Source organism: Moritella sp. 36, assembly GCF_018219415.1.
In the GTDB taxonomy this organism is placed as follows: domain Bacteria; phylum Pseudomonadota; class Gammaproteobacteria; order Enterobacterales; family Moritellaceae; genus Moritella.
This window is the reverse complement of record NZ_CP056120.1, coordinates 4,035,853-4,048,261: the sequence shown is the minus strand read 5'-3', so window position 1 is coordinate 4,048,261 and position 12,409 is coordinate 4,035,853. Positions and strand designations below refer to the sequence as shown.

Annotated in this window: 14 protein-coding genes and 4 pseudogenes; 12 read left to right on the top strand and 6 right to left on the bottom strand. The window is 37.7% G+C overall.

What is annotated here, in order from left to right; translation table 11 throughout:
• Window positions 1–82: 82 nt before the first annotated feature.
• A complete protein-coding gene (locus tag HWV03_RS17935) occupies window positions 83–478 on the bottom strand; it encodes a hypothetical protein (protein ID WP_211677103.1) in 396 nt (131 codons plus the stop codon).
• A gap of 311 nt (window positions 479–789) precedes the next feature.
• Between HWV03_RS17935 and HWV03_RS17930 the strand changes: the two genes are divergently transcribed.
• The 3 genes from HWV03_RS17930 (at window position 790) to HWV03_RS17920 (ending at window position 3,473) form a co-directional block, all read left to right on the top strand.
• Window positions 790–993: a helix-turn-helix domain-containing protein gene (locus HWV03_RS17930; protein WP_211677102.1), complete on the top strand. Its 204-nt coding sequence runs from the start codon at window positions 790–792 to the stop codon at window positions 991–993.
• Window positions 994–1,098: 105 nt separating this feature from the next.
• Complete coding sequence (locus tag HWV03_RS17925) at window positions 1,099–2,424, top strand: ISNCY family transposase (RefSeq protein WP_211677101.1); 1,326 nt, start codon at window positions 1,099–1,101, stop codon at window positions 2,422–2,424.
• Between the two features lie 338 nt (window positions 2,425–2,762).
• Window positions 2,763–3,473: a phospholipase D family protein gene (locus HWV03_RS17920; protein WP_211677100.1), complete on the top strand. Its 711-nt coding sequence runs from the start codon at window positions 2,763–2,765 to the stop codon at window positions 3,471–3,473.
• A gap of 14 nt (window positions 3,474–3,487) precedes the next feature.
• Here HWV03_RS17920 and HWV03_RS17915 read toward each other — a convergent pair.
• Window positions 3,488–3,658: pseudogene (locus tag HWV03_RS17915) on the bottom strand (tyrosine-type recombinase/integrase); the annotation flags it as partial.
• Window positions 3,659–3,772: 114 nt separating this feature from the next.
• Here HWV03_RS17915 and HWV03_RS17910 point away from each other — a divergent pair.
• Window positions 3,773–4,788, top strand: a pseudogene (locus tag HWV03_RS17910) (DUF2235 domain-containing protein).
• Window positions 4,789–4,874: 86 nt separating this feature from the next.
• On the opposite strand, the gene HWV03_RS17900 reads toward HWV03_RS17910, so the two are convergent.
• Window positions 4,875–5,270 carry a hypothetical protein gene (locus tag HWV03_RS17900; protein WP_211677103.1) on the bottom strand — a complete coding sequence of 132 codons (396 nt, stop codon included), beginning with the start codon at window positions 5,268–5,270 and terminating at the stop codon, window positions 4,875–4,877.
• 311 nt (window positions 5,271–5,581) lie between these two features.
• Between HWV03_RS17900 and HWV03_RS17895 the strand changes: the two genes are divergently transcribed.
• The 3 genes from HWV03_RS17895 to HWV03_RS17885 all read left to right on the top strand — a co-directional run bounded on the left by HWV03_RS17895 (window position 5,582) and on the right by HWV03_RS17885 (window position 8,265).
• Entirely contained in the window at window positions 5,582–5,785 is a 204-nt protein-coding gene (locus HWV03_RS17895) for a helix-turn-helix domain-containing protein (RefSeq protein ID WP_211677102.1), read from the top strand.
• Between the two features lie 105 nt (window positions 5,786–5,890).
• Complete coding sequence (locus HWV03_RS17890; protein WP_211677101.1) at window positions 5,891–7,216, top strand: ISNCY family transposase; 1,326 nt, start codon at window positions 5,891–5,893, stop codon at window positions 7,214–7,216.
• A gap of 338 nt (window positions 7,217–7,554) precedes the next feature.
• Window positions 7,555–8,265, top strand: coding sequence for a phospholipase D family protein (locus tag HWV03_RS17885; protein WP_211677100.1), 711 nt, complete (start codon window positions 7,555–7,557; stop codon window positions 8,263–8,265).
• A gap of 14 nt (window positions 8,266–8,279) precedes the next feature.
• Here HWV03_RS17885 and HWV03_RS17880 read toward each other — a convergent pair.
• Window positions 8,280–8,450, bottom strand: a pseudogene (locus HWV03_RS17880) (tyrosine-type recombinase/integrase); the annotation flags it as partial.
• A gap of 114 nt (window positions 8,451–8,564) precedes the next feature.
• Here HWV03_RS17880 and HWV03_RS17875 point away from each other — a divergent pair.
• The 4 genes and pseudogenes from HWV03_RS17875 (at window position 8,565) to HWV03_RS22845 (ending at window position 10,627) form a co-directional block, all read left to right on the top strand.
• Window positions 8,565–9,577 (top strand): annotated as a pseudogene (locus HWV03_RS17875) (DUF2235 domain-containing protein).
• Window positions 9,578–9,892: 315 nt separating this feature from the next.
• On the top strand, window positions 9,893–10,189 hold the full coding sequence (locus tag HWV03_RS17865) for a hypothetical protein (protein WP_211677097.1): 297 nt from the start codon (window positions 9,893–9,895) through the stop codon (window positions 10,187–10,189).
• A 71-nt stretch (window positions 10,190–10,260) separates the two neighbouring features.
• On the top strand, window positions 10,261–10,473 hold the full coding sequence (locus HWV03_RS17860) for a hypothetical protein (RefSeq protein ID WP_211677096.1): 213 nt from the start codon (window positions 10,261–10,263) through the stop codon (window positions 10,471–10,473).
• 31 nt (window positions 10,474–10,504) lie between these two features.
• Window positions 10,505–10,627, top strand: a complete 123-nt coding sequence (locus tag HWV03_RS22845; RefSeq protein ID WP_211680311.1) for a phospholipase effector Tle1 domain-containing protein — start codon at window positions 10,505–10,507, stop codon at window positions 10,625–10,627.
• 62 nt (window positions 10,628–10,689) lie between these two features.
• On the opposite strand, the gene HWV03_RS17850 is transcribed toward HWV03_RS22845, so the two are convergent.
• A complete protein-coding gene (locus tag HWV03_RS17850; RefSeq protein WP_211677095.1) occupies window positions 10,690–11,250 on the bottom strand; it encodes a hypothetical protein in 561 nt (186 codons plus the stop codon).
• Window positions 11,251–11,315: 65 nt separating this feature from the next.
• Complete coding sequence (locus HWV03_RS22645; RefSeq protein WP_255546905.1) at window positions 11,316–11,441, bottom strand: hypothetical protein; 126 nt, start codon at window positions 11,439–11,441, stop codon at window positions 11,316–11,318.
• A 114-nt stretch (window positions 11,442–11,555) separates the two neighbouring features.
• Here HWV03_RS22645 and HWV03_RS17845 point away from each other — a divergent pair, with 114 nt between their 5' ends.
• On the top strand, window positions 11,556–12,290 hold the full coding sequence (locus tag HWV03_RS17845) for a prephenate dehydratase domain-containing protein (RefSeq protein WP_211677094.1): 735 nt from the start codon (window positions 11,556–11,558) through the stop codon (window positions 12,288–12,290).
• Window positions 12,291–12,409: the final 119 nt, after the last annotated feature.

Below are 12,409 nucleotides of genomic sequence, written 5' to 3'. Positions count from 1 at the left end.
CGTGACATCCTTTCTTAAATGATAAGTACTCATATTTCACGATATACTTATCACAAACCTAAAATATTACTTATTATTTTATTTACTTTAGCAAGGTAACTTGATCGAAGCTTTCACACTTACCATTGCTAAGGTTATGTGAATACAGTGTAATTTCATGACCAAGAAAATACGCTGATTTTATGGCGTCATACATAACTCGACCTTGAGGATCACCAAGACTTGACGAGCTCTTAATACCTATCCAGCATTGCGTACCCGTACTGGTATCGCATCTAATATGGTTTTGAGATTTATTCCAATTATTAGACTCGATTCGCACAGATAAATTATCTGATGCACGAGACGGAGATTTATCACTCCCCATTTGACCAACATTAAGTCCCGTTATTGTTCCTGTAACACATTCACCAGAATCAGAATCAGCAGAATTAGCACTCGATGACAGGACCAACAAAATTAATAAACATTTTCTCATTTTATTTTCTCATTATTTAATTTTAAATTTAACGTTATTTCTACACGATAGTTTACAGAATTATACTTATTTTCAGCCATAACAAACAAGCAAATTTTGTTATAAAAAAATTATAAAAATGTTAACCTAACATGAAAAGCGAGATGCTACATAATTGTTAGCCAAATGTAAGACTATTTGTGTTTTGTTGACATATTATAATTGTTAACCCAATATAGTAATGTCACATTTCCCCAACTTAGAGATGTCACATTCTGATAGGATTAGTTCCATTACTAATCCTATCAGAGCTATGTGTCATGTTGTTTGCTATGAACCAAAAAGAATTAAATCGTGTTGATGTTATTCGTGACGTTTGTGAGAAGCGATTAACTCAAGAAAATGCTTCAAACACCCTTAATTTAACGCGAAGACAGGTTCAACGGTTAGTTAACAAATACCGTGAAAACGGTGCGTCAGGGTTAGCCTCATTGCAAAGAGGAAAACCAAGTAATCGACGTTTCTCACCATGTTAACCCAATATAGTAATGTCACATTTCCCCAACTTAGAGATGTCACATTCTGATAGGATTAGTTTCCATTACTAACCCTCTTTAGAGCTATGTGTCATGCTGTTTGCTATGAATCAAAAAGAATTAAATCGTGTTGATGTTATTCGTGACGTTTGTGAGAAGCGATTAACCCAAATAAATGCTTCAAACGCCCTTAACTTAACGCGAAGACAGGTTCAACGGTTAGTTAACAAATACCGTGACAACGGTGCATCAGGGTTAGCCTCATTGCAAAGAGGACAGCCAAGTAATCGACGTTTCTCACCAGCGTTCAAACGACATACGTTGAGTATTATCAAAGATAAATACGCGGATTTCGGGCCTACATTTGCGAATGAGAAATTACTCGAACAGCATGGTATCAAGCTGTCATCAGAGACATTACGGCACTGGATGATTGACGAAGGCTTATGGAAGTCCCGTGCGAAACCTAAGCCAAAGACTTACCAACCCAGGTATAGGCGAGAGTCTTTAGGTGAGCTTATTCAAATTGATGGCTCACATCATGACTGGTTCGAAGGTCGTGCAGATAAATGTTGTCTATTGGTATTTATTGACGATGCCACCGGTAGATTAATGACATTATGCTTCAGTGAAGTGGAATCAACATATGATTACATGAATGCGACACGGGAATATATTGAGCAACATGGCAAGCCCATCGCTTTTTACAGCGACAAGCATTCTGTCTTTAGAATCAATAAGAAAGCGCCTCTTAGTGGTAATCAGATGACACAATACGGTCGTGCCTTGTATGAATTAAATATCGATTTAATTTGTGCTAACAGCTCTCAAGCTAAGGGGCGAGTTGAAAGAGCAAACAAAACCCTACAAGACAGGCTAATCAAAGAAATGCGACTTGCAGGCATTGATTCAATGGAGCAAGCGAACGCGTGGCTGCCTATTTTCATTGCAGATTTCAATCACCGCTTTGGTCGAGCGCCGCATAGTTTAGAAGAAGCACACCGTCCATTACGGGAAAGTTCAGAAGAACTCGACGACATATTCGCGCGTCAAAAGACCCGTAAGGTATCGAACGCGTTAACATTGCAATACGACAAAGTGGTTTACCTGATAGAGCCTACGGATGCGACAGCGCGTTTAGGAGGTAAGAACGTCATGGTATACGACTACCCGGATGGCACATTGAGCATAAAGCATTGTGGTAAGGCATTGCCTTACCACGTGTTCGATAAACTGCGACAGGTTAATCAAGGTGCGGTTGTTGATAACAAACGGTTGGGTGCGGCCCTGTCTTTTGCTAAACGCAGTCAGGAAGAAAGAAGTGACACGTTGGAGCGAACGAGAAGCGCGCAAACGTTCAGCCGAACAGCACAAAAAAGAGCACGACAAATCAATCCTATTTTACGCGAACCATTAAAACCGGATAAGTAACCAATGTGACATTCCTATCTTGGTGAACTATGTGACATTTCTAACTTGCTTTAACAGCCAATGTAGGTCCCAGTTAGAGATGTCATGTTAGAACCGTATTTCTGACAGTTTAATCCGTTAAATATCCCACATATCACCAAGATGATTTTGCACTATTTTGGTGAATATGCCTTTCGAGCTAACTCTAATTTAAATGTCTATTTTCAATGCTTATTTAAATATTTTATCCAAGACGTATTTCTAGGTAGCAGGGGGTTTTTCATGCCATTGTTTTCAGGTTATTCACATGTTAACTTTATCTTATTACTCAGTTTTTATTGATAAGGATTTCAAATCAGATGGCTAAATTTCTAAATACAAGCGCGACTAATTACTATCTTGAAGAATTAATTAAGGGTGCATCCGAACGCTTGGTTTTGATTAGTCCGTATCTCAAGCTGAATGATCGCATCAAAGAGTTATTAGAAGATAAGAACCGATTAAAGATAGATGTTCGCATTGTATATGGTAAAAGTGAGCTACAGCCAAACGAAATTAATTGGTTAAAGGAACTGACCTTTATTAGAACTAGTTTTTGTAAAAACCTACATGCTAAATGCTATCTAAACGAAGAATCATGCATTATAACAAGCCTCAATTTATATGAATTTAGCCAAGTGAATAATAACGAAATGGGTATACATGTTTCTCGTAATGAAGATGCAGTTATGTATAAAGATGCCTACGAAGAGGCTCAACGGATCATCCGTATTAGTGATGAAATTCGTATCTCATTAGAAAAAATAGTGCCTAAAGAATCACCAGAAATTGAAGTCAGCGAAAACATTAATGATACTGACATAGCAAAATTAACATCATCAAAACTTGCTAAGAAACTCGGACTTAAAACACCAGATTTAATTGAGAAATTAACTTCTGTAGGTTATTTGTCTCTGATTGATGATAAGCACTCACTTACAGATAAAGGTAAGGATGTAGGTGGTGAATTTAAATATAGTAAGCGTTTTGGTGCCTATTTTATGTGGCCTGAGAATACAGTTATTAATTAACCAACGAATTAAACCTAATCCGCATCCTCTAAATGCTCTGGTGCAAAATATGAATATTTCATCGTATCAAGAATTGATGCGTGACCAAGTATTCGCTGCAGCACCAGAATATTCCCGCCATTAATCATAAAGTGACTCGCAAACGTGTGCCTTAAAACATGGCTCATTTGCCCTTTGGGTAATTCAAATCCTGCTCGTTCCAACAGTATGAATAATATTGCGCTTCTTTAGAAATATAATTCCATCGCAAACAAATAAACTCCTAACGATAAATAGCCGTTCATCACATAGGAGGAAGCATGAGTAAAAACATTATTCTTTGTCTAGATGGTACATGGAGTAAACCAGATGAGGATCCGCATGCAGTAAACGAAGAAACTAATGTTCGGAATTTGTGGGAGATCTTAGATAAAACCCAACCAAAGCGGCAAGTGGTGTATTACGACGAAGGCGTCGGCTCGGACTGGTACAATCGTCTCATTGGTGGGATATCAGGGTGGGGGCTGGCTAAAAACATAAGAGAAGCCTATTTCGAATTATGTGAACATTATGAGCATGGCGATAAAATCTTTATTTTCGGCTTTAGCCGAGGCGCATATACCGCCCGTTCACTCGCTGGTATGATCTACAGTTGTGGATTGTTAAATAAAGACCGGCTTACTGAGACGGCGATTGAACATGCTTTCGATGTTTATAAGCATGCAGATAACCACGAAAAAAACAGCTTTAAACAAAATAATATCATGTGTCAGATCGAAGTGATTGGCGTATGGGACACTGTCGGTTCGCTTGGTATCCCTATCGGGTTCTTAAAAGAAATCACTCATCAATATCTTCAATTTCATGATACAAAACTTAACAAAGATGCTTTGCATGCATACCATGCCGTATCAATCGATGAGCAGAGGAAACGTTTAAGCCTACCTTATGGGCAACGCGTGCTGGTACTGATAATCAAGTTATAGAGCAGGTTTGGTTTTCGGGCGTTCATGCTGATGTCGGTGGGGGATACAAAGAAAGGCACCATTCTAATGTCGCATTTAATTGGATGATAGCCAAAATAAAACACAAAGTAGAATTAGATATTCGTCATTACCCTTACCCTGAAGATGTATCGAAAAAAATACATGATTCATACAAATTTTACTACGGAGGAAAGGAGCCAAGGGTCGCATCGGTAACCGATATAAATACCCCAAGTGTCCATGTCTCTGTACTCCAAAAATTAAAGCTCATTGTTGACTACATACCACTCGCGTTAGTTGATCTTAACAGTAGGAGCGGACTTGAACCTTATAGGGTTAATTTAGTGTAATTCACGTGACATCCTTTCTTAAATGATAAGTACTCATATTTCACGATATACTTATCACAAACCTAAAATATTACTTATTATTTTATTTACTTTAGCAAGGTAACTTGATCGAAGCTTTCACACTTACCATTGCTAAGGTTATGTGAATACAGTGTAATTTCATGACCAAGAAAATACGCTGATTTTATGGCGTCATACATAACTCGACCTTGAGGATCACCAAGACTTGACGAGCTCTTAATACCTATCCAGCATTGCGTACCCGTACTGGTATCGCATCTAATATGGTTTTGAGATTTATTCCAATTATTAGACTCGATTCGCACAGATAAATTATCTGATGCACGAGACGGAGATTTATCACTCCCCATTTGACCAACATTAAGTCCCGTTATTGTTCCTGTAACACATTCACCAGAATCAGAATCAGCAGAATTAGCACTCGATGACAGGACCAACAAAATTAATAAACATTTTCTCATTTTATTTTCTCATTATTTAATTTTAAATTTAACGTTATTTCTACACGATAGTTTACAGAATTATACTTATTTTCAGCCATAACAAACAAGCAAATTTTGTTATAAAAAAATTATAAAAATGTTAACCTAACATGAAAAGCGAGATGCTACATAATTGTTAGCCAAATGTAAGACTATTTGTGTTTTGTTGACATATTATAATTGTTAACCCAATATAGTAATGTCACATTTCCCCAACTTAGAGATGTCACATTCTGATAGGATTAGTTCCATTACTAATCCTATCAGAGCTATGTGTCATGTTGTTTGCTATGAACCAAAAAGAATTAAATCGTGTTGATGTTATTCGTGACGTTTGTGAGAAGCGATTAACTCAAGAAAATGCTTCAAACACCCTTAATTTAACGCGAAGACAGGTTCAACGGTTAGTTAACAAATACCGTGAAAACGGTGCGTCAGGGTTAGCCTCATTGCAAAGAGGAAAACCAAGTAATCGACGTTTCTCACCATGTTAACCCAATATAGTAATGTCACATTTCCCCAACTTAGAGATGTCACATTCTGATAGGATTAGTTTCCATTACTAACCCTCTTTAGAGCTATGTGTCATGCTGTTTGCTATGAATCAAAAAGAATTAAATCGTGTTGATGTTATTCGTGACGTTTGTGAGAAGCGATTAACCCAAATAAATGCTTCAAACGCCCTTAACTTAACGCGAAGACAGGTTCAACGGTTAGTTAACAAATACCGTGACAACGGTGCATCAGGGTTAGCCTCATTGCAAAGAGGACAGCCAAGTAATCGACGTTTCTCACCAGCGTTCAAACGACATACGTTGAGTATTATCAAAGATAAATACGCGGATTTCGGGCCTACATTTGCGAATGAGAAATTACTCGAACAGCATGGTATCAAGCTGTCATCAGAGACATTACGGCACTGGATGATTGACGAAGGCTTATGGAAGTCCCGTGCGAAACCTAAGCCAAAGACTTACCAACCCAGGTATAGGCGAGAGTCTTTAGGTGAGCTTATTCAAATTGATGGCTCACATCATGACTGGTTCGAAGGTCGTGCAGATAAATGTTGTCTATTGGTATTTATTGACGATGCCACCGGTAGATTAATGACATTATGCTTCAGTGAAGTGGAATCAACATATGATTACATGAATGCGACACGGGAATATATTGAGCAACATGGCAAGCCCATCGCTTTTTACAGCGACAAGCATTCTGTCTTTAGAATCAATAAGAAAGCGCCTCTTAGTGGTAATCAGATGACACAATACGGTCGTGCCTTGTATGAATTAAATATCGATTTAATTTGTGCTAACAGCTCTCAAGCTAAGGGGCGAGTTGAAAGAGCAAACAAAACCCTACAAGACAGGCTAATCAAAGAAATGCGACTTGCAGGCATTGATTCAATGGAGCAAGCGAACGCGTGGCTGCCTATTTTCATTGCAGATTTCAATCACCGCTTTGGTCGAGCGCCGCATAGTTTAGAAGAAGCACACCGTCCATTACGGGAAAGTTCAGAAGAACTCGACGACATATTCGCGCGTCAAAAGACCCGTAAGGTATCGAACGCGTTAACATTGCAATACGACAAAGTGGTTTACCTGATAGAGCCTACGGATGCGACAGCGCGTTTAGGAGGTAAGAACGTCATGGTATACGACTACCCGGATGGCACATTGAGCATAAAGCATTGTGGTAAGGCATTGCCTTACCACGTGTTCGATAAACTGCGACAGGTTAATCAAGGTGCGGTTGTTGATAACAAACGGTTGGGTGCGGCCCTGTCTTTTGCTAAACGCAGTCAGGAAGAAAGAAGTGACACGTTGGAGCGAACGAGAAGCGCGCAAACGTTCAGCCGAACAGCACAAAAAAGAGCACGACAAATCAATCCTATTTTACGCGAACCATTAAAACCGGATAAGTAACCAATGTGACATTCCTATCTTGGTGAACTATGTGACATTTCTAACTTGCTTTAACAGCCAATGTAGGTCCCAGTTAGAGATGTCATGTTAGAACCGTATTTCTGACAGTTTAATCCGTTAAATATCCCACATATCACCAAGATGATTTTGCACTATTTTGGTGAATATGCCTTTCGAGCTAACTCTAATTTAAATGTCTATTTTCAATGCTTATTTAAATATTTTATCCAAGACGTATTTCTAGGTAGCAGGGGGTTTTTCATGCCATTGTTTTCAGGTTATTCACATGTTAACTTTATCTTATTACTCAGTTTTTATTGATAAGGATTTCAAATCAGATGGCTAAATTTCTAAATACAAGCGCGACTAATTACTATCTTGAAGAATTAATTAAGGGTGCATCCGAACGCTTGGTTTTGATTAGTCCGTATCTCAAGCTGAATGATCGCATCAAAGAGTTATTAGAAGATAAGAACCGATTAAAGATAGATGTTCGCATTGTATATGGTAAAAGTGAGCTACAGCCAAACGAAATTAATTGGTTAAAGGAACTGACCTTTATTAGAACTAGTTTTTGTAAAAACCTACATGCTAAATGCTATCTAAACGAAGAATCATGCATTATAACAAGCCTCAATTTATATGAATTTAGCCAAGTGAATAATAACGAAATGGGTATACATGTTTCTCGTAATGAAGATGCAGTTATGTATAAAGATGCCTACGAAGAGGCTCAACGGATCATCCGTATTAGTGATGAAATTCGTATCTCATTAGAAAAAATAGTGCCTAAAGAATCACCAGAAATTGAAGTCAGCGAAAACATTAATGATACTGACATAGCAAAATTAACATCATCAAAACTTGCTAAGAAACTCGGACTTAAAACACCAGATTTAATTGAGAAATTAACTTCTGTAGGTTATTTGTCTCTGATTGATGATAAGCACTCACTTACAGATAAAGGTAAGGATGTAGGTGGTGAATTTAAATATAGTAAGCGTTTTGGTGCCTATTTTATGTGGCCTGAGAATACAGTTATTAATTAACCAACGAATTAAACCTAATCCGCATCCTCTAAATGCTCTGGTGCAAAATATGAATATTTCATCGTATCAAGAATTGATGCGTGACCAAGTATTCGCTGCAGCACCAGAATATTCCCGCCATTAATCATAAAGTGACTCGCAAACGTGTGCCTTAAAACATGGCTCATTTGCCCTTTGGGTAATTCAAATCCTGCTCGTTCCAACAGTATGAATAATATTGCGCTTCTTTAGAAATATAATTCCATCGCAAACAAATAAACTCCTAACGATAAATAGCCGTTCATCACATAGGAGGAAGCATGAGTAAAAACATTATTCTTTGTCTAGATGGTACATGGAGTAAACCAGATGAGGATCCGCATGCAGTAAACGAAGAAACTAATGTTCGGAATTTGTGGGAGATCTTAGATAAAACCCAACCAAAGCGGCAAGTGGTGTATTACGACGAAGGCGTCGGCTCGGACTGGTACAATCGTCTCATTGGTGGGATATCAGGGTGGGGGCTGGCTAAAAACATAAGAGAAGCCTATTTCGAATTATGTGAACATTATGAGCATGGCGATAAAATCTTTATTTTCGGCTTTAGCCGAGGCGCATATACCGCCCGTTCACTCGCTGGTATGATCTACAGTTGTGGATTGTTAAATAAAGACCGGCTTACTGAGACGGCGATTGAACATGCTTTCGATGTTTATAAGCATGCAGATAACCACGAAAAAAACAGCTTTAAACAAAATAATATCATGTGTCAGATCGAAGTGATTGGCGTATGGGACACTGTCGGTTCGCTTGGTATCCCTATCGGGTTCTTAAAAGAAATCACTCATCAATATCTTCAATTTCATGATACAAAACTTAACAAAGATGCTTTGCATGCATACCATGCCGTATCAATCGATGAGCAGAGGAAACGTTTAAGCCTACCTTATGGGCAACGCGTGCTGGTACTGATAATCAAGTTATAGAGCAGGTTTGGTTTTCGGGCGTTCATGCTGATGTCGGTGGGGGATACAAAGAAAGGCACCATTCTAATGTCGCATTTAATTGGATGATAGCCAAAATAAAACACAAAGTAGAATTAGATATTCGTCATTACCCTTACCCTGAAGATGTATCGAAAAAAATACATGATTCATACAAATTTTACTACGGAGGAAAGGAGCCAAGGGTCGCATCGGTAACCGATATAAATACCCCAAGTGTCCATGTCTCTGTACTCCAAAAATTAAAGCTCATTGTTGACTACATACCACTCGCGTTAGTTGATCTTAACAGTAGGAGCGGACTTGAACCTTATAAAGTCGTGGAGTAAAGCTAGCGGTATCAAATATCATTATATCTTAAAGCCCTTCAAGCAGAGAACTAAGCGGCTTCAAAATTTTCGAAACATAAAGGAATACTTGTTGTGGAGGTGAGTGAATGGGTAGATGCTTCTGGGCATGCAACTATTTGGAGTGGACTACAGTGCACTGATCATTGCTACTTTCCTCAATCAAATAAGGGATATTTATGGACTCTAAAAGATTAATCATAACCATGTTAGCCTGTATTTTAAGTGTTACTAGTTATGCTCATGAGTTAGATAAAGCGACTGAAAAAACAGCTGTTTAACAATTATGCCTTGGCAATGTGTTTAGCAACTGAATACAAAGATTCTGATATTCATGATGACGCCATTAAAGCCCTTAATGGTTATCGAGAGTTTGGCAATATGATATTGGAAGCTTATGCTGCGCTTAATGATACATATAAAACGTGGGAAACTAGACCATATACCGCCAAATCAGGCTCAACATTGGAATTAGCTCGTTGTATCGATTTTCAAAACTCAAAGGATGTTGCTGCCATATTCGATATGAACAACCCTTGTAAAGATCCAACTACGTGGGATAGCGCAGATGAATTTAGCGTTAGGTGCCAATAGCGGCAGGATTGGTTGTTTCATAAAAGAGACTGGTATAGCATATACGGTCTACGAGCGAGGGCGATAGCATAATGACTTTTGAATTCATAAAAGATAAGTTTTTATTGATCATCGCAGGGCTTGGATTTTCAGCATTTGCATTTATTGGGTCTCCTTTGATAACAGAATATATCGATGTTTATTTTATCGTTATTATTGTTGTTATGTTCTGTGTTGACAGGTTAGAAATCAGAAAGTTAAAAGCTGAAATAAAACAACTTAAAAGTAAGTCTTCGGCGGAGTAAGTTTCATCATGACGACAGTTCGTAATAGGGGCTGGCTAAAAACATAAGAGAAGCCTATTTCGAATTATGTAAACATTATGAGCGTGGCGATAAAATCTTTATTTTCGGCTTTAGCCGAGGCGCATATACGACCCGTTGGTTCGCTAGATTTTAGTCAGACCGCCAACAGACGGCCTATCTTCTTATCTCACATCATGTAGGGGGAGGTAAAACAGTTTAAATTGCAACTATCCTCACAATATTATCAACCTCGACACTCGGTTTACCACCGTTATATATTACTCTTAATTGAAAATACTCCTTACCAGAAGCATAACTATATTCTTTATAGTTAAATATAGTTTCAGTCGTTATTGAATCATCAGTACTTTGCATTAAGGCCAAGAGCTTCGTTTCAGACTCAGTATCTGTTGATAATCTAAAGCGGCCTTTGTATTTATTGAATACATTTCTATCAATTTTAATAACATTAGGAATAGCCTCTCGATCAAAAACACAGCGATTACAAGTTTTCTTTTTGAGCGTTACAAATGATTTATCTTTTGGGTTATAAAAAACAAGTCCATCTCCATTGTGGGTGGTACCGCCTAAAGAATTTGAATATTGCAAATAATCAGAAAATTCAAATTCACCTAGATAAGAATAGTTTTCATCAATTTCAACGCTAACATCTGGGTTGTTAACTACAACAGAGTTATCTTGATTGATAAAGTTTGGGGGAAGCAGTTTACAGCCGCTAAGAATGCTGACAAAAAATATTATTACAACACGGTACATCTTTTCATCCTTGATTTATAAACATAAAAATATAAACGCGATCGTTCAAGGAGGCAAGGGTTATATTACTTTTTAAGTGGTTTGGCCTCCTGATTGGAGTTTTTGTATTTAGATAAAATCGTCAATATGCGGTCTATTGAACTATCTTCAGAGCATAAATTATTAACCCCCCCCCCTTTATCTTTAGCCATATCGTTAACCCACAAACGTTTATTGAATTTCCCCTCCTGTTCGGCGGTTTTTTTCTTAATATTACATAGGAAATATGATTAAATACCAATTTTGGGATATGGAAATCGTTTTAAATGAAATTTAAAAAATATATTTTACCTATTGGAATTGTTGCTGCTATTGGTTTCGCATTTTATGCAGTGGAAAGTGATAGTTCTGTTGTATATGTGCAAGCATCTAAGGGGAGTTTTAATGATGCAGCAATCACCAAGTTGTTTTCACTGAAACCAAAACTAAAATCTGATGTTGAATTTTCAGGAACACCTAAAAATGCTTTCAAGCAAGCTGATGATAATAACCAACTCGCTTTTGCAGCCGTAACCAATTCAACGATAACAGGAAACCTTGTTAGAGCTAGTGTTGAAGCTGTTCAGGAATATAAAATTATTGATGTTAAAGCATTGATTTCAATTCCAATTGAAATGTGTGTTTTAATGAGCAAGAGTGATATTGATAAGGGAGTTGAAATTAAGTATATAGCTTCACACCCAGCAGCGTTAAAACAGATTTCAGGATGGAAGGCTCCATTAAATGCAGAGGAAATTGCAGTACCAGAAGGTACAGCAGCAGCTGCAGAAAAAGTATCTAACAATAAATACCCAGAAGGTACTGCAGCGATAGGATCTTGCGTTCTTGAGTCAACGTATCCTAATATAAGTGTTGTTGCTAAAGCTGTTCAGGATAATAAAAATAACAATACATCTTTTTTATTAGCTAAAGTGGAAAAGAGAGATTTAGCTTTAACTGAGTTGGAAGCAAGGCGTGAGCTTAATAATGCCATATCATCAGTAAATATAATCAACAAATAAGAACGGTCGCATAAAACTACAGTCTGTAGTGTGATCGTTAATTTGGCCTCCTGATTGGAGGTTTTTTAGATCTAGGGTTTAAATCGTCCCTGAGCGGCCTTTAAAATATAGACCTGAAG